Source organism: Mesorhizobium sp. M0618, assembly GCF_040320765.1.
Classification (GTDB): domain Bacteria; phylum Pseudomonadota; class Alphaproteobacteria; order Rhizobiales; family Rhizobiaceae; genus Mesorhizobium.
Genome location: NZ_JAMYQH010000007.1, coordinates 89,329 through 107,450, shown reverse-complemented (window position 1 = coordinate 107,450; position 18,122 = coordinate 89,329). Strand labels below are relative to the sequence as shown.

Here is an 18,122-nt window from a genome sequence, read left to right as displayed (position 1 = left end):
TGGTGCTGCCTTGGACGAGCCGAAAAAGGATGTGATCCGCGAGACGGACGCCGAAGCGATCCGGCTGGCGAAGACGCTTCTGCGCAGCGCCCGCTTTGGCGCCCTGGCGGTGATCGAACCGCAAACCGGCTCGCCGCTGGCCAGCAGGGTCGGCGTGGCCACCGACATCGACGGTGCGCCGCTGATCCTGGTTTCGATGCTTTCGGCGCACACCGGCGCGCTGCTTGCCGATCCGCGCTGTTCCCTGTTGCTCGGCGAACCAGGCAAGGGCGACCCGCTGGCGCACCCGCGCCTGACATTGATCTGCCAGGCGGCACGGCTTGAGCGCGGATCAGCCGAACACGCCCGCACCGAGCGCCGTTATCTCAATCACAATCCCAGGGCGAATCTTTACGCCGGTCTCGGCGACTTTTCGATCTTTCGCCTCGATCCGCAACGCGCCAGCCTCAACGGCGGCTTCGGCAAGGCCTATCAGCTCGATCGATCGGATTTGCTCGCCAGCGGACCGGTCGTCGAGGAACTCGCGGCGCGCGAACAATCCGCCATCGACCACATGAACGCCGACCATCTCGACGCAATCGCCGTTTACGCACAGCATTTCGCCAAAGCATCCGGAAACGGCTGGCGTGTTGCCGGATTCGATGCCGATGGCATGGACCTGGTGTCGGGCGACGATGTTTGCCGGGTCTTTTACCCACACCCTTTGGCGGCGGCAGGCGAATTGCGGCACGTTCTGGTCGATATGGCCAAGGCCGGCCGAGCCATGGCCGACGCCGGGACTGAGACTTAATTATGCTGGATCAAAAGCAACACTTGAGATTTAAGTGAAATGCTCTACCTTTTGGTGACGCTGAATCGCCAGCGCCGATCGACAAGTGAATTTATGGAATCAGACGCCATTGCCCCCATGGCGTCGGGATGAACAGGAAGCATGGGGGATCGATGGTCTCGACAAAGCTAATCGTGAACGCCGAATCGGCGGCAGAGTTTCTCATGCTGATGGGCAATGAGAAGCGACTGTTGATCATGAGCTATCTCGCCGAAGGCGAAATGTCGGTTGGAGCCATTGCTGAGAAGGTGATGCTCAGCCAATCCGCCCTGTCCCAGCACCTCGCCAAGTTGCGGGCGCTCGACCTGGTCGAGACCCGCCGCGACCGGCAGATGATCTACTACTCCTGCAAATCCGACGCCGTGCGAGAACTGCTTGTCATGCTGGACGGCATTTTCGGCAGCGGCAAGGATGACCTGTCCCAGATGGCGCACCGTTTGCGCCGTGCTGGAACCTGACCACATACCGCCGATCTCGCCGGTGATTTCAGAGCGACATGCGCCCATCCGGGGCGCACAAAGCTGGCTGATTGTCCCGAATTGTCGCATCGTGCTTTCCAAACAAGATGAGCGCCGGGAAGCGGTCCGGATTTTCGGGCCGATGCGACGGTCGCGAGGAATGCATGGATCCCATTCGCATCGACGACCCGCAAGATCCGCGCGTCGCTGCCTATCTCGACATTCGCGAGCGTGACCTCGCCGGCCGGCAAGGCCGCTTCGTCGCCGAAGGCAAGGTGGTGCTCGACCTGCTGCTCTCGACCGGGCGCTTTGCCGCCGAATCGATCCTGGTCCTGGAAAACCGGCTGGCAGGTCTCGACAACATCCTGAGCAAGGCGCCCGCCGACCTCCCGGTCTATGTCGCCACCAGCGCGGTGATGGACGCTATCGCCGGATTTCATATGCACCGCGGCATCCTGGCCATTGGCCGCAAGGGAGAGCCGCAGCCGGCCGAAGACCTGCTCGATGGCTTGCCGCCTCGGGCGCTCGTCGTAGTGCTCGTCGGCATCGCCAACCATGACAATATGGGCTCGATCTTCCGCAATGCCGCCGCCTTTGGCGCCGACGCGGTTCTGCTGGATGCGACATGCTGCGATCCGCTCTATCGCAAGGCGATCCGCGTTTCGGTCGGCGCCGCCCTCAAGATCCCCTTCGCATCGTTCTCCGACACCGCCCGCTTCACAACGATGCTCGCCCGGCGTGGTTTCGAACAATTCGCGCTGTCGCCCCGCGGGAGGACCGACATCCGCGATGCGCAGCGTAGCGAGCGCCTGGCGCTCTATCTCGGCACCGAGGGCGAAGGCTTGCCGGACAACCTGCTCACAAGCCTGCGCAACGTGCGGATCACCATGGCGGAAGGCTTTGACAGCCTGAATGTCGCCGCGGCTTCAGCCATCGCGCTGCATCATTTTTCGGCTAGAGCAATTCTAGGGAAAGTGTGAAGCGGTTTTCCGTCCAGAATTGCGTCAAAGCAAAGAGTTAGGGCATTTCGCCGTTTCCGTGAAACGGTGAAATACTCTAAAGAAGCCTGATTCAGCTTGTCGCGTCAGCCTTCTGCAGCGCGCGCACGCGGTCGGCAAGACTGCGGTCACCGTTGCCGGAGCGGGCGTCCGACGGTACCGCCAATGCCTTGGCGATCGGCGAACCAGGCCCCTCGAGCTTCGCCGTCAGATGGACGACCTCCGCCGCCAGTTCGTTCATCTGCTCGCGCAAGGCGGAGCTGCTGTCCGTGGCCTTGGACACTGCCAGTGCGGTGAGATCCGCCTTCAGCCGCTTGTTCTCTCGCGCCAGCGCCGCCAGCCTCGCCTCGAGCTGCTCACGGTCGCTGTCGAGCTTGGCGATTGCCTTGTCGAAATCATCGCTCCCCGCGACATCGCCGCCCTTGCCGACCAGCCGCAAGGCTGGCGCGCTGTCTTCGGATTTCGATCTTTCGCGCATGCGTGCCAGTTCCTTTTCGCGGCGGTCGAGTTTGTCTTCGCGATCGGCAAGTGTGGCCAGCAGCCGCTCGACCTTCTTGTCGAGCTCGGCGGTCCTTTTCTTCTCGGCTTTTAGGGCCTCCCGCGCGGCCTTGCTTTCAGCCACGATTTCCTGGCCGCGCCTGTCGGCTTCCTTGCGCTGGCCGCGCAGCATCGCAATGTCACTGGCGAGCTTCTGCATTTCGGACTCTCGCGCCACGAGCTCGATCTGCCGGCTGCTCGAGGAAAAACTGGCGTCGTCATACATGCGCTCCAGCTTTTCCAGCTCAACTGCGCGCTTTTCCAGCTTGCGCTCGGTTTCCTTCAGCCGCTCCGAAAGCTGCTGCAACTCGCCCTCTCGTTGACGCAGCGCTTCGTTCTTCGCGCCCAGCTCGGTCAGCGCCTGGTTCTTGTCCGTCCGCTCGACCGCCAGGCCCTTTATGGCCTCGCGACCGCGATTGATCTCGACGAGTTGTTCGGCCGCCTTCTCTCGCAACGCCTTGACGCCGATTTCCAGGCGGCGCGTCGTCATAGCGTATTCGGCGCGGATGCGATCCTTGTCCGCCTGGATCTCGGTTTGCGTCAGAGGGATCGAGGATTCGACGCGTCTGCGTGTAAGCGCGACCGCACGACGCCATATGGCCGGAGCCACCATGAGCGCCAGAAAGCCAGCGCAGAGAAAGCCGAGGACGAAGAACAGGACCGACTGGACCAAGTGACTACCCGTTGTGGCCGGTAAGCATCAAACCAGATAAACCAAAAGCGCATAGAGCGCTTGACTGTGCCACGTTGACATGGCGGAAATCCAGCGTTGCGGCAAGGGTTTGCCGCAACGCCACGAGTTTAATGCATGTCGACCCAAAAGCGGTCCCGGTTTTGGGCAACAACAGCCAAGGACTTCAGCTTAGAACGGGTTCCACGTGGCCCGCTCGGTAAGCTTCAGATAGCCGAGATTGACGCCAAGCCGGGCACCGACGCCCGTGCGGATCGGCACCAGGAGCACATTGTTGTTCTTCAGCACGTTGAAGCCGACGCCCGCCACCACATAGGCCGAACCGGCAACGCCGCCATAGCGGTTGTAGAGGCTGCCCACATCGTCGAGATTGTAGACCAGCATCATCACCCGCGAACCCTCGCCGCCGAAATCCCAGCCGAGCGACGGGCCTTGCCAGAACACTTTGTGGTCGCCGGCATTCTTGGTGTAGAGCGTGCCTTCGCCATAGGTCAGGCCACCGATCAGCGCACCCGAGCCCTCTTCGCCCAGCAGATAGCCGTTGGGCAGGCCGTAGGAGGCAAAAATCTTCTCGATCACCGTGGCGAGCCCGCCCGATGTCGCGCCAAAAAATTTGTGACCGGAATCGACAATCTCCTGAGCGGTGTATTCCTGGGCCCGCAGGGCTGAAGTCGAGAAGACGAGAACGCCCAGGAGCGTGACCGCCATTGAGAAGACACGGAGAAGGCTCCGGTCGTAGTATCGGGAAAACATGCTTCCAATCTCCGTCAGGGAGCACCTTCGCCGACGCCTCGCACCCCGTACGGCTCTTTTAGCCGGCCGTTAAGGGTAACTGTTAGGGGCAAACTATGCCGTAATCCTTTTTCAACCATTAAGCTCACACATGAACATGGCGGTTCGAAGGCTGTTTGGGGTCGCTCAAGTGGGGTCGGCAGCCTGCGTGAACACGCCATTTGCCACAACCACAATTTGGATTTGTTGCTGCACGCACGGGCGCTGTGTATTCAGAAAGCCCGAGGAGAGAGTGCGTGATTCGTGTGGCAGGCGACGATCGATCGCCCGGCCATGAGTTGTGAGATTTTGCAGGGATTTTTCGCCGATGGCCGATCTGTTCACCCTTTCCGCACCCGATCTGGCAGCGCTTTTGTGCAGTCGGGTCTGCCACGATATCATCTCGCCGGTCGGCGCGATCAACAACGGGCTCGAATTGCTTGATGAAGGCGGCGCCGACGAGGACGCCATGAAGCTGATCCGCCAGAGCGCCCGCAACGCTTCGGCCCGCCTGCAGTTCGCCCGCATCGCCTTCGGTGCCGCCGGCTCGGCCGGCATGTTGATCGATACCGGCGATGCCGAAGCGGTCGCCATCGCCTTCCTCAAGAACGAAAAGCCGGAACTGACCTGGAACGGGCCCCGCGCGTTGTTGCCCAAGAACAAGGTCAAGCTGCTGCTCAACCTGATCCTCGTCGCCAATGCCGCCATTCCGCGCGGCGGCAAGCTTTCCGTGACGCTGGAAAATCTTGAGACCGAACCGCGTTTCGCGCTTGCGTCGGCTGGCCCGATGCTGCGTGTGCCGCCGAAGTTCCTCGAACTGCATTCCGGCCACAAGCCGGAGGAACCGATCGACGCGCATTCCGTGCAGCCCTACTACACGCTGCTTCTGGCGCGCGAAGCCGGCATGACGATATCGATCCACGCGACGCCGGAAGAAATCGTGCTTTCTGCGGCCTGATTGCGCAGCCGATAAAGCGAAGTATTTCTACATTGAAATCTGTAATTCCAGCTCATCGACTTGAGATGCATCTGGTCGTCCAGTCAGTGCCAAAGCATTCGCGAATAAAAGCAGGCACCTGCCTATCTTTGTAAAAATTTTACCTAACGCCTTTTCGGCTTCTTTACCAGATTGGCCTATGGTCCGCCCTGGATGCCCCCGACGCTACCGGACTGCCAGAAGGCAAAGAGGACCCGGAAATGAAACGCTGCATGTTCGTCGACGATTCAAGCGTCATCAGGAAGGTTGCAAAACGCATCCTGGGCGGCTCCGAAATGATTGTCATCGAGGCCGCCAGCGGACTTGACGCGCTGGAGATGTGCGCCGCCGACATGCCCGACATCATCGTCGTCGATGGCGCCTTGCCCGACGTACCGGCGGTCGAGCTCATCCGTCGCGTCCGCGCCATGGAGAGCCCGATAAGGCCGCAGATCCTGATTTCCCTGGTCGAGCTCGATATTGCTTCGATCATGCGGGCCAAGCGCGCCGGCGCCCAGGGCTATCTCTTGAAGCCATTCAACCGCCCGCAGCTGCTCGAGCGCTTTCGCACCTTGAAGAGCGCACCTGATTCGGCATCCTTGAGCAATTCCAGAAAAAGTGCGTGACGGTTTTCTGCTCGGAAGCCCGAAAACAGACTGTTACCAGCCCATCATGCAAAAACCCGGCCGAAGCCGGGTTTTTTATTGAAAAGATTTGAACGATTCGTCGCTCAGGCGCTGACGCGAATGTCTTCCGGTTCGCGCAGCACATAGCCGCGCCCCCAGACCGTTTCAATGTAGTTCTGACCGCCCGATGCCGCGTCGAGTTTTTTGCGGAGCTTGCAGATGAAGACGTCGATGATTTTCAGCTCAGGCTCGTCCATGCCGCCATAGAGGTGGTTGAGGAACATTTCCTTGGTCAGCGTGGTGCCTTTGCGCAGCGAAAGCAACTCCAGCATCTGGTATTCCTTGCCGGTCAGGTGCACGCGCTGGCCGCCGACTTCGACTGTCTTCGCATCGAGGTTGACCACCAGGTCGCCGGTGGTGATGACCGACTGGGCGTGGCCCTTGGAGCGCCGCACGATGGCATGAATGCGGGCAACCAGCTCATCCTTGTGGAACGGCTTGGTCATGTAGTCGTCTGCACCGAAGCCGAGGCCGCGCACCTTGTCCTCGATGCCGGCCATGCCGGAGAGGATGAGAATAGGTGTTTTGACCTTGGAAAGGCGAAGCGTTCTCAAGACCTCGTAGCCCGACATGTCAGGCAGGTTGAGATCGAGAAGAATGATATCGTAGTCGTAGAGCTTGCCTAGATCGACGCCCTCTTCACCGAGATCGGTCGTGTAGACGTTGAAACTTTCCGATTTCAGCATCAGTTCGATGCTTTGTGCGGTTGCACTGTCATCTTCTATCAGCAGAACACGCATTTCATTCCCCTTTTCTGCTGCCGGACCATTTCACGACCCGTCCGGACCCGGAGCAGTGGTTGCCTTGTGCAGAGGCTGCCATTGAATGGTTAACAAATCCTAATTTCCCGTCCATGACGGTACCAGATTTTTTAACCTCTTTCTACACCCTCTTGAATCTAATAACGAATCTCAGAACCAAATTCCTAATGCAACACATTAACAACCTGGACTAAGCGACTCCAGGGACTCATCGACGTCGCTTCCGCATCGGTGGCCGGAATTTTTACCCGGCCTTAAGTCCTGACCCGTATGATTAACAATGCCCGTAAACGAATGGTTACCGTCGGCAAAAAACTTTAGGGTTTTGTTTCCCATAGTTAGGGGAAAGGCGGTGGACACGGGTGCGGCCTGGGCGTTTCCAGGTGGTTTGGACGATAGATGCGGGTGTGCGTTTCCGGGAGTACCGAATCATGAAGTCACGTGAAAACCTCGTTCGGCTGAAACAGTTTCAGGTGAATGAGAAGCGGCGGCAGCTGCTGCAGCTCGACATGATGATCGCCGAGTTCGAACGCATGGCCGTCGAACTGGAGCTTCAGATCACCGCCGAGGAAAAGAAGGCCGGCATCACCGACATCAACCATTTCGCCTATCCGACCTTCGCCAAGGCGGCTCGCCTGCGCCGCGACAACCTCAGGAATTCCCAAAGCGACCTCGCCCAGCAGCGAAGCGCCGCCGAATCATTACTCGGCGAAGCTGAAGCGGAGCTTTCCAAGGCGGAAATGCTGGAATCGCGCGACACGAAGATCCGCGAAGCGGAAGTCGGTGGCCGCAGCGCCATGATCGGCTAAGACCTGGCGGTTTGCCGCGCCAACGCCCGCCATCAGGCTGGCGCATTGTCGCGGCTTGCGGCTCCGGCGGGAAAAATGAATCCGCCCTACGCGGCCCAATCCCCTTCACTCTCGGCAATTGCCCTTGCACGGGCATCCTTGATATCCGGCGCATGCTGCTCCGCCCATGACCTGATCTGGGTAAGCAGTCCCGCCAGGTTCTGGCCGAGCTCGGTCAATTCATATTCGACGCGCGGCGGAATGACCGGGAAGATCTCGCGCCGCACCAGGCCGTCGCGCTCGAGCACCCGCAGCGTCTGCGTCAGCATCTTCGGCGTGATGCCTTCGAGCTTGCGGGCGAGCTCGCCATTGCGCAGCCGGCCTTTGCGCAGCGCGCAAACCACCAGATAGACCCATTTGCTGGCCAGCATCTCCAGCACGGTGTGCGAAGGACACGTCCGCCGGAACGCATCATAGCCGAAACCGCAATCATCTTCACTATCCATGGGGTGCGTATATATCAGGAAGGTACATACTGGACAAGAGACTATTACTATCCAAATGATAGTGGCATCAACCGAGCAGGAGACATCTCAATGCGTGCCGTTATCCAGAAATCCGTCGGCGGACCCGACGTCCTTGTCATCGCCGATCAGCCGGATCCCACGCCAGAGGCCGGCGAAGTGCTGGTTCGCGTCAAGGCCGCAGGCATCAATCCGGTCGACGGCGCCGTCCGTGCCGGCTACTACCCCTTGCTCGGCGAGCCGCCCTTCATCCTGGGTTGGGACATCTCGGGAACTGTCGAAGCACTCGGCCCCGGCGTCACCGGCTTCAAGATCGGCGACGAGGTGTTCGGCATGCCGCGCTTCCCCAAGCAGGCGGCGGCCTATGCCGAGCTGGCTGCCGTGCCTGCCGATCAAATCGCACTGAAGCCGAAGGGCGCGGACCACCTCCAGACGGGCGCCTTGCCGCTGGCCGGCCTCACCGCCTGGCAAGGGCTTGTTCGTCACGGCCGACTGAAATCGGATCGGCGCGTATTGGTGCATGCGGGAGCCGGCGGCGTCGGTCATCTGGCGGTGCAGATCGCCAAGGCGCGCAGCGCCTACGTCGTCGCCACGGCCAGCCCGGGCAAGCTCGATTTCGTCCGCAAACTGGGCGCCGACGAAGTCATCGACTACACCAAGGGCGATTTCACCGATCAGATCCGCGACATCGATCTGGTGCTGGATCCAATGGGCGGCGACCACGCCCAACGCTCGCTGAAGGTGCTCAAGCGTGGCGGCGTGCTGGTGTCATTGCTCGATGTCAGCGACAACACAAGGGCCCAGGCCGGCGCGCGAGACATTCGGGTCGAGCGTATGTCCGTCGTGCCCGACAGTGAGGGCCTGCTGGAACTGGCTCGGTTGATCGATGCCAACAAGCTTGCCGTCCATGTGGCGAAGAGCTTCCCGCTGGACCATGCGGGAGCCGCTCACGCCTTCCTCGCCACCAAGCCGATCGGCAAGGTTGTGCTATCGCTCTGAGCGGGAGCGGTGAAAAACAGAAGGGCGCGGGGTTAGCCGCGCCCTTCGTCTAAATTCGCAATGGTCAGTGCCGGTATTGCTGGATGCGTGTGGTGCGCAGCCCGGCAAGGCCATATTCGTCGATCGACGCCTGCCAGGACAGGAATTCCTCGGTGGTGAGCTTGTAGCGTTGGCATGCCTCGTCCAGGCTCAAAAGCCCGCCGCGCACGGCCGCAACCACTTCCGCCTTACGCCGGATAACCCAGCGACGTGTATTGGTCGGCGGCAGATCGGCAATCGTAAGAGGGCTGCCGTCAGGCCCGATAACATATTTGACTCTCGGTCTAACCAGATCGGTCATCGTACTCTCTACAAAAAACTCAAAGACCCAATCCCCGCCACGTTACCGCCACAGCTTTAAAAATTGCCTAAGCAGACCCTAATGACTAGGTAAGGATCATGAACGCCGCGTTAGTCTTTTCGCCGGCATTTGAAACATCTGCCCGCAAACCCTGATTTGCCGGGGAAAATGCATCCCCTGGCGGAGATCGGACGCAACCGGTGAATCGCCCTGCACGCTGGCGCGCCGGTAAAGCTTGACCTATATTCTCGACATTGGCATTGAGGCGCCGTGCAGAACGAAAGCATCATGAACAGTCTCGATCTTCCCGGACGTCCCGAAAACACCCGCATCGTCGTCGCCATGTCGGGCGGTGTCGATTCCTCTGTCGTCGCCGGCCTGCTGAAACGTGAGGGCTACGACGTCGTCGGCGTCACCTTGCAGCTCTACGACCACGGCGCGGCGACGCACCGCGCCGGCTCATGCTGCGCCGGGCAGGACATCGACGATGCCCGCCGTGTCTCCGAGACGCTCGGCATCCCCCATTATGTGCTCGACTACGAGGAACGCTTCCGCAAGGCGGTTATCGATCCCTTCGCCGAGAGCTACGTCGCCGGCGAGACGCCGATCCCGTGCGTTTCCTGCAATCAGACGGTGAAGTTCGCCGACCTCCTGGCCACCGCCAAGGAGCTCGGCGCCGACGCGCTGGCCACCGGCCACTACATCCGTTCCGGCGCCAACGGCGCCCACCGCGCGCTCTACAGGCCGGTCGACGCCGACCGTGACCAGAGTTATTTCCTGTTCGCCACCACGCAGGCACAGATCGATTATCTGCGCTTTCCCCTTGGCGGCCTGCCGAAGCCTCAGGTTCGAGCCATTGCCGAGGAGATGGGGCTGGCGGTTGCCGCCAAGCAGGACAGTCAGGACATCTGCTTCGTGCCGCAGGGCAAGTATTCCGACATCATCGCCAAGCTGAAGCCAACCGCCGCCAATCCGGGCGACATCGTCCACATCGACGGCCGCGTGCTCGGCCGCCATGAGGGCATCCTGCGCTACACGATCGGCCAGCGCCGTGGCATCGGCATCGCTTCCGGCGAGCCGCTTTACGTCGTCCACCTCGATGCCGACCGCGCTCGCGTCGTGGTTGGCCCGCGCGAGGCGCTGGAGACGCACAAGATCTATCTGCGCAATATGAACTGGCTGGGCGACGGACCGCTCACAGACGTCCCTGCTGGCGGCCTGGAGCTGTTCGCCAAGGTCCGCTCGACGCGGCCGCCGCGCCCGGCCGTGCTGCATCATCGTGCCGGTGCCACATGGGTGGAACTGATCGACGGCGAGTCCGGCATCGCGCCGGGCCAGGCCTGCGTGCTCTACTCCGATGACGGCAACGAAGCTCGCGTGTTCGGCGGCGGCTTCATCGAGCGTTCGGAGCGTGGCGCCGAGGCCGAGGCGATGCTGACCCGGCTTGCCGCCAGGCCGGCCCAGATACCTGCCGAATAAGGTTCCCGCCGAATAATCCGCGCTTCAGGAATTCGACTTGGTGTGGGTGACCGTGCCGGCGGTCAGGATGCGCAGCACCCTGATCGCTTCCTCGCCGCTGGTACGCGGTTCGGCACGCGTCTCGATGCACTGGATAAAATGCTCCAGCTCGCGTGTCAGCGGCATGCCCTGGGCAACCGCGACATAGGACGGCTCATTGGTGGTGAAGGCCCATTGGCCGCTGTCCTGCCACACCGCGTGGCGGTAGACGGCTAGCTTGCGTTCCCATGGCTCGACGTCGTCGAACACCGCCATCGCCTTGGTGCCGACCACGGTCAGCCGCCGCTCGCGATAGGGGTTGAGCCGCGAGGTGAAGAGATGGCTGCGCAGGCCGTTGGGAAAGCGCATGTGCAGATGGGCGAAATCGCTGAGACTGTCGAGCAGAGCGGCGCCCTCGCCGCGCACCTCGATCGGCTCGGTGCCGGTGATCGCCAGGATCATCGACAGATCGTGCGGGGCCAGGTCCCACAGCGCATCGTTCTCGGTGTGGAATTTGCCGAGGCCGAGCCGGTGCGAGTGGATGTAGCGCACTTCGCCGAGTTCGCCCTTGTCGATCAGCCCTTTCAGCGTCTCGAAGGCGGGGTGGAACCGCAGGACATGGCCGACCATGAAGACGCGGCCATTGTCCTTGGCCGCCCGCACCGCGCGCTCGGCATCGGCAACCGTCAGCGCGATCGGCTTTTCCACCAGCACGTCCTTGCCGTTCTCGACGGCGCGTACCGCAAGGTCGGCATGGAATTGCGGCGGCAGCGCCATGACGATGGCGTCGATATCGTCACGCACGAACAACTGGTCCGGCTCGATCGCCAGGCAGTCCTGCTCGCTGGCGAAGCCTTCTGCCCGAGCCCGGTTGGTATCGGAGACCGCGTGCAGCGCGCCGAGCGCCTTGAGAGTGCGGATGTGGTTGCTGCCCCAGTATCCGCAACCGAGGACTGCTATGCGCGGCTTCATCTGTTTCAAACTCTAAAAACTCTTGGCCGAGACATAGCGACGTGCCCCTTCGAACTCAACCCCGGCGGCGGCAACCAAATGTCCGCACGGCAAAGCTTTTCGATAATGACGATAAGCCGGCAAGCCGGTTGCTTCGAAGCTTGACAGGCTCACCCTCCCAACCTTATATCCGCGCGACCTTGGCGAACGCCCCCGACATGCCTTTCGATTTGAGGCGGATTTCGGGTCTTTCGCCGCCCTGGCGGGGTAGCTCAGTTGGTTAGAGCACGGGAATCATAATCCTGGGGTCGGGGGTTCAAGTCCCTCTCCCGCTACCACTTCCAACCCACTATCGTACGTAACGGCAGCGTTGAAGCGGCTGCCCTGTCCGGTGGGCTTTTCAGTATACCGTGCATTGGGAAATGCGGCCCCGCCTATAAGGGCGGCAAGCTTGCCCTTGACCTCGATTTCGAAGCCCTCACGTGCCCGCTTGGGGTGCACGGTGACGCTATGAACAAGTCCTCGAAGGTTTTGGATCAGCGGGCCACGGTCGTCAGCAGCAGTTGCGTGGTCGGCCAACGCCTTTGAAAGGCCGTCGACGGTTTCGATGTAACGCTGCAAGGTCGCAGGGTGGAGAGCTACGGGTGACAGCGGCTCATCGAGACCGGAGAGCTGTGCCTCTACCTCGGAAAGCTGCGTCTTGAGTTCTGCAATACGCTGCTTGGCATCCTCTTCAGCAATGACGCTCCTGATCACAAGATCGATCGTGCGCTGCCGTTCGCCTTCTATCCGATCGCGCTTGCCTTGCAGCGCTGTGCGCATCGCATTCGCCTGTGCGGACAATTCTCGGCGCTCTTGGTTGTATCTGCGGATGTATGCCTCGATGAGGTCGGGGGCTTTCAGTTGGTCGCGCATGCCATCGAGGACCGCCTTCTCGATCTCGGGTAGATAGATGATGCGCCGGTTGGAGCAGCTCCCGCTTTCACGAACTGCCGAGCACCGGACGCGAGTCTTACCTGTCTTATCACGGTCGTGAACCGACAGACCCGAACCGCAAACGCCGCAGCGGAGCAGACCGGACAACAGGTGAGCCGGCCGACGCGTGATATGAGAGATTGCGTTAACCCGCGCTGCTTTGCGAGCTTGCGCCTTCTCCCAGATTTCGTCTTCGATGATGCGCAAATGCGCAACTTCTTTCGTCTGCCATTGGTCCTTTGGATTCGGCCTGGAGACGCGCTTGCCTGTATCGGGATTCTTCACCATCCGGACCTTGTTCCAGACGATCCGACCGACATAAAGCTCGTTGAAGAGCAGACCTACGCCGCGCTGTGCATTTCCGTTGATCGTGGAACCGTTCCACCGTATCCCCCGCGGTGGCGCTATCCCATCCCGGTTGAGGTCACCGGCTAGGTCACGTGGTGCGCGACCGGCCGAATAGGCGGCAAAAATACGCCGGATAACGTCTGCCTCCTCCTGGACGATCTCGAGTTCGCCAGGATGGCCCAAGACCGGCCGATAGCCATAGGCCCGGCCTCCGGCATGACGTCCATCACGGACGACTCCAGCCATACCCCTACGGACTTTCTTTGCGCCATCCTCCCTCTGCATCTGACCGACGAGTCCACGAATACCAATGAGCACCGCATCGGCGATACCGTCATGAACAGCCTGGATTTCAATGTCGAGAAAAGAGAGACGTTTGTGAAGACCTGCGAGATCCGCCATGTCGCGCGATAGGCGATCGAGCGCCTCGACGACGACGATGTCGAACGCGTTCTGGCCCGCAGCTTCCATCAGGCGCATCAGCGCGTCGCGACCCAATATAGATGAGCCGGAGCGCGCCTTGTCCTCGTAGACTGAAACGATAGCCAGACCGTTGCGCGCTGCGTAAGCACGGCACAGCGCGATCTGGTCTTCTGTGGATTTTTCGTTCTGCAGCTCGGTCGAAAAGCGTGCGTAGACAGCGGCCCGCCTCATGTGTCGGAAGCCTTCTTCTCGCAGCGATCTGCATCCATGGCAGCATTTCGGCCAGCCAAAGCGCCGACGGATTTGAGATGATCGCCTCTAGCATCGGCGATGGCGAGTGCTTCGACAAACTTAAGCATCGCTGTGCGAAGCTCCTCCGGCGTTACCGCTGGGGCGGTTTCGCGCAGCAATCCACCATCGCGTCTGTGTCGTGCCGACTTCACGAAGCCGAGCATCACTAACACGACCGGCGATAAAAGGGGCACACCCCTTCGATCGTGCAATTAGGACCCTTCGGCGCGGAAATCGGATAGTCGCCGAACTGGCGAATCTAGATCGCACGGGCTGCACCCGTGCTGCTGGGAAGCCTATGGCAGGAACTTGGGATGCGTTCGAAGCTTTTTCATGCAACACTCCCATCATCGCCATAGGCAACGACAGGGCCACTTTCTCCGTGCCTGCGGCGATGTAGCCGTTGTCGAGGTCTCTTCGGGAAACACTCGCTCGACCATCCCTCCTTGGCGGTGCGGATCGAAGCGACAGCGCGAACTTCGCCATTCCAGCCGTCGAAGGGAACTCGTTGAGCTTTGCCATAACTGCCGGTCAAGCCGGCCTGCATTCGACCAGCATGGGTTCGCTGGACCTTGCGCTCTCCTGCTTTGGGTCGATGGCTGCCAGTTCCTCTCCTAATGCTGCGATTAAAGACGACACCCGACCTCGCACTCGCGGATGGAGATGCACAAGCCTTTCAATCAAGCGTCGACCTTCCGCGCTGGCAATAAAATTGATGCGTTCGTCGACCGGCAGCGGAGGAGGATCACGATCGGTCTCATTGCCCGGCAGGCCTTCGAAGAAGCGACCCACCGGAACACCTAGTGAACTAGCGATCTCGTAGAGCATGGAAGCGCTCACGCGGTTTCTCGCGTTCTCATATTTCTGGAGCTGCTGGAAGCTGATACCGATGGATCGGGCAAGCTGTGCCTGCGAGACGTCCGACTGCACGCGAACCGCAGCGATCTGCCTGCCGACATGTTGATCAGCAGGGTGCGGGCCACTCTCGATTCCATGGTTTGCCGGTGCGTCGAAGACGCTGCGACGTCCTGACTCCGCAAATGCCTTTCGGAACTGCATCGGTCGCTCCATGTGTAGAGAGTTTGTCTCGGTAAGCCCCGCGAAAATCACCAAACCGACGAATGATCGCGATTCCGGTACCTTAGTGGCGAAGTTCAGCTTGAGACTTTCTGCTCTCTAATCCGAGCTATGTCGTCTAAGGCCGAGCGGATTTGTGGCCACGGGGGCTCACTGTCATGTAGCGAATACTCCCCTTCCCTAAGCGCTGCATTTAGCTTGGCGGCTATACCGGCGAGCGACGTTGCAGGAACTTGGGATAAGGCTTCGAGTAATTCCTTCGCCCGCTCGCCAGCTTCGCGCTCAGCAAGTAAGGCTGTCGAATAACCAATCTCCCTAGCGGCGGCATCCCAGCGCGCCTGATTGGCTACGATTTCAGCTTCAGCTTGGGTGCGGGCCACTGTGTTAGCGGCACGAACACCGAGCAATTCCTGGAGGGCCTCAACGGAGTGAACTGTAACGCTCTCGCCGTCGGACAAGGTAACTGTCGTGCAAGGGAAGCCAACGGTCTCGATAAGTACCCTCTCCAGCCGCTGCTGCTGATTGCAAAGCCGTTCAGCCTCTTCCCAAGCCGCCTGCCATCGTTTCCACACCGCCACCGCAGGATCAATGGCGTCCAAGTCGATGCGAGCAAACGATGTAGACTGCGTCGCCGCCATTGCGGTTGCTGTTCCCGCAAGCACCTTCCTGCGGGTGACGAAAGGCAAAGTCGTGTTATTGTCGGAATCAGCCATGATCCGAGCTCCGCAAAGCGTGGGCGTGGTTAGACTGTTGGAAGCGGAGGAACCACTTTCAACGGCCGCTACCTAAAACAAGCATATTTGCACTTTTTGTGCAACAGGGCATTTGAACAATGAAGGTAAGTGCGGCCCAAGTTCGCGCGGCCCGTGGGCTTCTCGACATTTCTCAACAGGAACTGGCGGATCTATCCAAGGTAAGTTTGAGGACGATCGTGCAGTTCGAACGTGGTTCGAAACCAGCATCTGAATCAATCCTGCAAGCGCTGAAGCTATCGCTCGAAGCAGCCGGAATAGAATTCATTCCAGAGAATGGCGGTGGCCCTGGTGTGCGCTTGTCGCGCGGTACCGCTAACACTTAGACAAGGCGGCTGCGGACGCCGCCCTGCTGGCGTGGCCCTAAAAGATCGCTCGCTACTCGATCGCGAGCGAGTCACGTTTGAGTTTCGTTCTACTTCTTTGTAGCCTCAATGAGGGCGGCGACGATACTCTTGCAGTCGGAATAGAACGCCTCGACACCCGGCAAGCCTTTGTTTCCTTCCCCTCCATGGGCGATTGAGTTGCGGATAGCGTAAGCCGAGGTGAGCGAAGCTTCCCATTGCTCGTTCGCTTCGATCGTCGTTCGAAAAGCGTTAGACCAGCCTTGGTCGAAGCGGATCAGTAGTTGGCAGATTGCTTCGCAGTCATAGTTCGTTCCCTTCTTAAAATGCGTCTTAATAAATTGCAGCACTTGTGGCTGTGCTCGCGTGGTCAGCCTATCGAGAATGATGACCTCGACGCACCGCTCGACATAGCCGCACACCAGCACAATGCCGTAACGCGCCATATCTGACTTGAGCTCGTCGTCCTTCACGGCGTTGGCGCGCCCAAAGAAGGTATCGAGCTTCCGTTGACGGCTCTCGATCGAATGCTGCACTAGATGCCTGCGAAAGCGGCGGTGGCGAGCGCCAAGCGCTTACGCACGTTCTCCTCGTCGGCAGTTGCTCGCTCGCAAGCTTGTTTGAACTCATCGTCCGCGATCAGCTTATCGTATGCTGCGCCAACATCGTTGTCAGTGGGGGCCGGGCCGGTATCGAGGCGTTTCGCTAACCCAACCATTACTGAATCAAAGGCGGCAGCGTTCAGCGAGCGGATGATGCGGAATGCACGTGCGCCTATCGCCGTGTTAACTTTACTGATCGTAGTCTGGAAAACCTTCGACAGCCGGTCTAGCTCGTCCTTGCCGACCTTATTCATGGCCGCAGAAAACTTGTTCAGGAAGCCATTCATCGGCCTGGTGTATTTGTCCCCGTCACGATACATCGCGAAGAAACGCACAATCAGCTCTTCGTCCTTCGCGCGGTTGTTCTGGCTGGCGAATACCCCACGCCATGGAGGGAATGTATTCAATTGGTGCACCCGCTCGATGAACGGCCCGAGGCTTATGCAATTGCGGATTTCCTGCGGCGACAGGCGGATTCCGCCCGTGTTGATGCGCTCGAATACAAAGTAGATACTGTCTAGTACGTCTTCCGGCTTGTCTTGCTTAAAAATCGTGGCATGGACGATCGAGTCATCGAGCTTTAGAATGTCGGCGGGGTCAAGCGTCTTATAGGTTTGATTAACCCAAGGCTCGCGAACGCCTTGGAGCTTGAATTCTTTGCCGCGGAGGACGCCGTCATAAAACGCTTCGAGTGTTCGAAGGCGCTGCTGTCCGTCGATCACCAGATGCTCGTTCGTATCAGCCTCTTTGTAGAGAAAGACACCAGGAACCGGTAAGCCCATAAGCAGGGATTCGATGAACTTCGAGGCGTGTTTTGGGGTCCAGACGAACTGGCGTTGGAATTCTGGAATGCGAAACGCTCCCCCGCGCATCCGCTTTACGAGGCTATCTACTGTGTAGTCGGCTCCGTAGCTTGAGATGCTGAATTTGGTTGCCCCCGGATCATCGCGAAGCGTTTCGTCATCGATGCCTTCTTCCAGCGCCAGATCATACTCGTCCTTTCGAACGTCATCGTCTCGGATGTCATTTAGCGTGCCGATGCTCACAAATTATTCCTCAAAAGAATGTTTAGATTCAACACACCACACCCCGTCCCTCGCCGCAAGGAGAACCTAGAATTTGCTAAGGTATTGTCGATTATCGCGAACCCTTCGCGATAATGGCATCGGACAGTAGCCAGACTAATCAGTCCACAACTCCGCTGTTTAGCGAAACCTGACGAGTTGCGAGTCTCGGGCTGCAACATTACAAGCAGCAACAATGCGTTCGAAGTTGACGCTGGCAACTTTGCGATCGAACGTCCACTAACCCTGATCGACGCGTGAGAACGGCCGCTCGCTTCCGGCCCCCCAACGGCCAAAATGAATTCTTGCAGAATCCAGGGGATCTGGCCCGACATGAAAGACCGAGACTGGATGGGTCCCTGGCTTGGGGCTTTGGGCGATGAACTGCGGAAACCGGGCTGTGAGCGGTACAACCTGAGTGGGCGGTTTCGCGCCGAAAT

The 18,122-nt window shown here is 59.8% G+C and carries 21 protein-coding genes and 1 tRNA gene; 10 read left to right on the top strand and 12 right to left on the bottom strand.

Annotated features, from left to right (window positions below):
- Window positions 1–10: 10 nt before the first annotated feature.
- The 3 genes from NKJ04_RS10210 to NKJ04_RS10200 all read left to right on the top strand — a co-directional run bounded on the left by NKJ04_RS10210 (window position 11) and on the right by NKJ04_RS10200 (window position 2,267).
- The gene (locus NKJ04_RS10210; RefSeq protein WP_352553348.1) at window positions 11–790 is read left to right on the top strand and encodes a HugZ family pyridoxamine 5'-phosphate oxidase; all 780 of its coding nucleotides are present in this window, start codon (window positions 11–13) and stop codon (window positions 788–790) included.
- 152 nt (window positions 791–942) lie between these two features.
- Window positions 943–1,287: an ArsR/SmtB family transcription factor gene (locus tag NKJ04_RS10205; RefSeq protein WP_023809905.1), complete on the top strand. Its 345-nt coding sequence runs from the start codon at window positions 943–945 to the stop codon at window positions 1,285–1,287.
- A 164-nt stretch (window positions 1,288–1,451) separates the two neighbouring features.
- The gene (locus tag NKJ04_RS10200; protein ID WP_352440338.1) at window positions 1,452–2,267 is read left to right on the top strand and encodes a TrmH family RNA methyltransferase; all 816 of its coding nucleotides are present in this window, start codon (window positions 1,452–1,454) and stop codon (window positions 2,265–2,267) included.
- A 91-nt stretch (window positions 2,268–2,358) separates the two neighbouring features.
- Here the strand turns inward: NKJ04_RS10200 and NKJ04_RS10195 are convergent, their stop codons facing one another.
- Both NKJ04_RS10195 and NKJ04_RS10190 read right to left on the bottom strand, forming a co-directional pair.
- Entirely contained in the window at window positions 2,359–3,495 is a 1,137-nt protein-coding gene (locus NKJ04_RS10195; protein WP_352674679.1) for a coiled-coil domain-containing protein, read from the bottom strand.
- Window positions 3,496–3,684: 189 nt separating this feature from the next.
- Window positions 3,685–4,266: a DUF1134 domain-containing protein gene (locus tag NKJ04_RS10190; RefSeq protein ID WP_352674677.1), complete on the bottom strand. Its 582-nt coding sequence runs from the start codon at window positions 4,264–4,266 to the stop codon at window positions 3,685–3,687.
- A gap of 346 nt (window positions 4,267–4,612) precedes the next feature.
- On the opposite strand from NKJ04_RS10190, the gene chpT reads away from it, so the two are divergent.
- Both chpT and NKJ04_RS10180 read left to right on the top strand, forming a co-directional pair.
- The gene (gene chpT, locus NKJ04_RS10185; protein ID WP_024504504.1) at window positions 4,613–5,242 is read left to right on the top strand and encodes a histidine phosphotransferase ChpT; all 630 of its coding nucleotides are present in this window, start codon (window positions 4,613–4,615) and stop codon (window positions 5,240–5,242) included.
- A 239-nt stretch (window positions 5,243–5,481) separates the two neighbouring features.
- On the top strand, window positions 5,482–5,886 hold the full coding sequence (locus tag NKJ04_RS10180) for a response regulator (protein ID WP_352674675.1): 405 nt from the start codon (window positions 5,482–5,484) through the stop codon (window positions 5,884–5,886).
- A 104-nt stretch (window positions 5,887–5,990) separates the two neighbouring features.
- Here the strand turns inward: NKJ04_RS10180 and ctrA are convergent, their stop codons facing one another.
- Window positions 5,991–6,686, bottom strand: a complete 696-nt coding sequence (gene ctrA, locus NKJ04_RS10175; RefSeq protein WP_006203583.1) for a response regulator transcription factor CtrA — start codon at window positions 6,684–6,686, stop codon at window positions 5,991–5,993.
- A gap of 452 nt (window positions 6,687–7,138) precedes the next feature.
- Here ctrA and NKJ04_RS10170 point away from each other — a divergent pair, with 452 nt between their 5' ends.
- A complete protein-coding gene (locus tag NKJ04_RS10170) occupies window positions 7,139–7,516 on the top strand; it encodes a flagellar export protein FliJ (RefSeq protein ID WP_013529907.1) in 378 nt (125 codons plus the stop codon).
- A gap of 86 nt (window positions 7,517–7,602) precedes the next feature.
- On the opposite strand, the gene NKJ04_RS10165 is transcribed toward NKJ04_RS10170, so the two are convergent.
- Window positions 7,603–8,001, bottom strand: a complete 399-nt coding sequence (locus NKJ04_RS10165) for a winged helix-turn-helix transcriptional regulator (protein WP_023809911.1) — start codon at window positions 7,999–8,001, stop codon at window positions 7,603–7,605.
- Between the two features lie 90 nt (window positions 8,002–8,091).
- Here NKJ04_RS10165 and NKJ04_RS10160 point away from each other — a divergent pair, with 90 nt between their 5' ends.
- Window positions 8,092–9,018 (top strand): NADP-dependent oxidoreductase, encoded by a 927-nt coding sequence (locus NKJ04_RS10160; RefSeq protein WP_023809912.1) that lies wholly within the window; start codon window positions 8,092–8,094, stop codon window positions 9,016–9,018.
- A 64-nt stretch (window positions 9,019–9,082) separates the two neighbouring features.
- On the opposite strand, the gene sciP is transcribed toward NKJ04_RS10160, so the two are convergent.
- Window positions 9,083–9,358, bottom strand: coding sequence for a CtrA inhibitor SciP (gene sciP / locus NKJ04_RS10155; protein WP_013529904.1), 276 nt, complete (start codon window positions 9,356–9,358; stop codon window positions 9,083–9,085).
- A gap of 288 nt (window positions 9,359–9,646) precedes the next feature.
- Between sciP and mnmA the strand changes: the two genes are divergently transcribed.
- On the top strand, window positions 9,647–10,837 hold the full coding sequence (gene mnmA / locus NKJ04_RS10150; protein WP_023809913.1) for a tRNA 2-thiouridine(34) synthase MnmA: 1,191 nt from the start codon (window positions 9,647–9,649) through the stop codon (window positions 10,835–10,837).
- 24 nt (window positions 10,838–10,861) lie between these two features.
- On the opposite strand, the gene NKJ04_RS10145 is transcribed toward mnmA, so the two are convergent.
- Entirely contained in the window at window positions 10,862–11,827 is a 966-nt protein-coding gene (locus NKJ04_RS10145; protein ID WP_352610520.1) for a Gfo/Idh/MocA family protein, read from the bottom strand.
- Between the two features lie 240 nt (window positions 11,828–12,067).
- Here NKJ04_RS10145 and NKJ04_RS10140 point away from each other — a divergent pair.
- A tRNA-Met gene (locus NKJ04_RS10140) sits at window positions 12,068–12,144 on the top strand.
- Here the strand turns inward: NKJ04_RS10140 and NKJ04_RS10135 are convergent.
- From NKJ04_RS10135 to NKJ04_RS10120, 4 genes are all read right to left on the bottom strand, one after another.
- Entirely contained in the window at window positions 12,101–13,783 is a 1,683-nt protein-coding gene (locus NKJ04_RS10135; protein WP_352674806.1) for a recombinase family protein, read from the bottom strand. The two genes, NKJ04_RS10140 and NKJ04_RS10135, sit on opposite strands and share 44 nt — an antisense overlap.
- Window positions 13,780–13,962 carry a hypothetical protein gene (locus NKJ04_RS10130; RefSeq protein WP_156935953.1) on the bottom strand — a complete coding sequence of 61 codons (183 nt, stop codon included), beginning with the start codon at window positions 13,960–13,962 and terminating at the stop codon, window positions 13,780–13,782. Before NKJ04_RS10130 ends, NKJ04_RS10135 begins: the two co-directional genes overlap by 4 nt.
- Before the next feature lie 412 nt (window positions 13,963–14,374).
- Window positions 14,375–14,902: a helix-turn-helix domain-containing protein gene (locus NKJ04_RS10125; protein WP_084566687.1), complete on the bottom strand. Its 528-nt coding sequence runs from the start codon at window positions 14,900–14,902 to the stop codon at window positions 14,375–14,377.
- A gap of 95 nt (window positions 14,903–14,997) precedes the next feature.
- Window positions 14,998–15,633 (bottom strand): hypothetical protein, encoded by a 636-nt coding sequence (locus NKJ04_RS10120; RefSeq protein WP_352674673.1) that lies wholly within the window; start codon window positions 15,631–15,633, stop codon window positions 14,998–15,000.
- Window positions 15,634–15,752: 119 nt separating this feature from the next.
- Here NKJ04_RS10120 and NKJ04_RS10115 point away from each other — a divergent pair, with 119 nt between their 5' ends.
- Window positions 15,753–15,998 carry a helix-turn-helix domain-containing protein gene (locus NKJ04_RS10115; protein WP_031252501.1) on the top strand — a complete coding sequence of 82 codons (246 nt, stop codon included), beginning with the start codon at window positions 15,753–15,755 and terminating at the stop codon, window positions 15,996–15,998.
- A gap of 89 nt (window positions 15,999–16,087) precedes the next feature.
- On the opposite strand, the gene NKJ04_RS10110 is transcribed toward NKJ04_RS10115, so the two are convergent.
- Window positions 16,088–16,552 (bottom strand): HEPN domain-containing protein, encoded by a 465-nt coding sequence (locus tag NKJ04_RS10110; RefSeq protein WP_352674671.1) that lies wholly within the window; start codon window positions 16,550–16,552, stop codon window positions 16,088–16,090.
- Window positions 16,552–17,664: a GmrSD restriction endonuclease domain-containing protein gene (locus NKJ04_RS10105; RefSeq protein WP_023686201.1), complete on the bottom strand. Its 1,113-nt coding sequence runs from the start codon at window positions 17,662–17,664 to the stop codon at window positions 16,552–16,554. The genes NKJ04_RS10110 and NKJ04_RS10105 overlap by 1 nt, the downstream gene beginning before the upstream one ends.
- Between the last annotated feature and the right edge of the window lie 458 nt (window positions 17,665–18,122).

What these genes read in the sequence shown, in the direction of transcription:
- NKJ04_RS10180 (WP_352674675.1), top strand. Translation starts at nt 5,482, where the DNA reads ATGAAACGCTGCATGTTCGTCGACGATTCAAGCGTCATCAGGAAGGTT.
- NKJ04_RS10115 (WP_031252501.1), top strand. Translation starts at nt 15,753, where the DNA reads ATGAAGGTAAGTGCGGCCCAAGTTCGCGCGGCCCGTGGGCTTCTCGAC.
- NKJ04_RS10205 (WP_023809905.1), top strand. Translation starts at nt 943, where the DNA reads ATGGTCTCGACAAAGCTAATCGTGAACGCCGAATCGGCGGCAGAGTTT.
- NKJ04_RS10145 (WP_352610520.1), bottom strand. Translation starts at nt 11,827, where the DNA reads ATGAAGCCGCGCATAGCAGTCCTCGGTTGCGGATACTGGGGCAGCAAC.
- NKJ04_RS10160 (WP_023809912.1), top strand. Translation starts at nt 8,092, where the DNA reads ATGCGTGCCGTTATCCAGAAATCCGTCGGCGGACCCGACGTCCTTGTC.
- NKJ04_RS10120 (WP_352674673.1), bottom strand. Translation starts at nt 15,633, where the DNA reads ATGGCTGATTCCGACAATAACACGACTTTGCCTTTCGTCACCCGCAGG.
- NKJ04_RS10200 (WP_352440338.1), top strand. Translation starts at nt 1,452, where the DNA reads ATGGATCCCATTCGCATCGACGACCCGCAAGATCCGCGCGTCGCTGCC.
- chpT (WP_024504504.1), top strand. Translation starts at nt 4,613, where the DNA reads ATGGCCGATCTGTTCACCCTTTCCGCACCCGATCTGGCAGCGCTTTTG.
- NKJ04_RS10135 (WP_352674806.1), bottom strand. Translation starts at nt 13,783, where the DNA reads ATGAGGCGGGCCGCTGTCTACGCACGCTTTTCGACCGAGCTGCAGAAC.
- NKJ04_RS10190 (WP_352674677.1), bottom strand. Translation starts at nt 4,266, where the DNA reads ATGTTTTCCCGATACTACGACCGGAGCCTTCTCCGTGTCTTCTCAATG.
- NKJ04_RS10125 (WP_084566687.1), bottom strand. Translation starts at nt 14,902, where the DNA reads ATGCAGTTCCGAAAGGCATTTGCGGAGTCAGGACGTCGCAGCGTCTTC.
- NKJ04_RS10170 (WP_013529907.1), top strand. Translation starts at nt 7,139, where the DNA reads ATGAAGTCACGTGAAAACCTCGTTCGGCTGAAACAGTTTCAGGTGAAT.
- NKJ04_RS10165 (WP_023809911.1), bottom strand. Translation starts at nt 8,001, where the DNA reads ATGGATAGTGAAGATGATTGCGGTTTCGGCTATGATGCGTTCCGGCGG.
- sciP (WP_013529904.1), bottom strand. Translation starts at nt 9,358, where the DNA reads ATGACCGATCTGGTTAGACCGAGAGTCAAATATGTTATCGGGCCTGAC.
- mnmA (WP_023809913.1), top strand. Translation starts at nt 9,647, where the DNA reads ATGAACAGTCTCGATCTTCCCGGACGTCCCGAAAACACCCGCATCGTC.
- ctrA (WP_006203583.1), bottom strand. Translation starts at nt 6,686, where the DNA reads ATGCGTGTTCTGCTGATAGAAGATGACAGTGCAACCGCACAAAGCATC.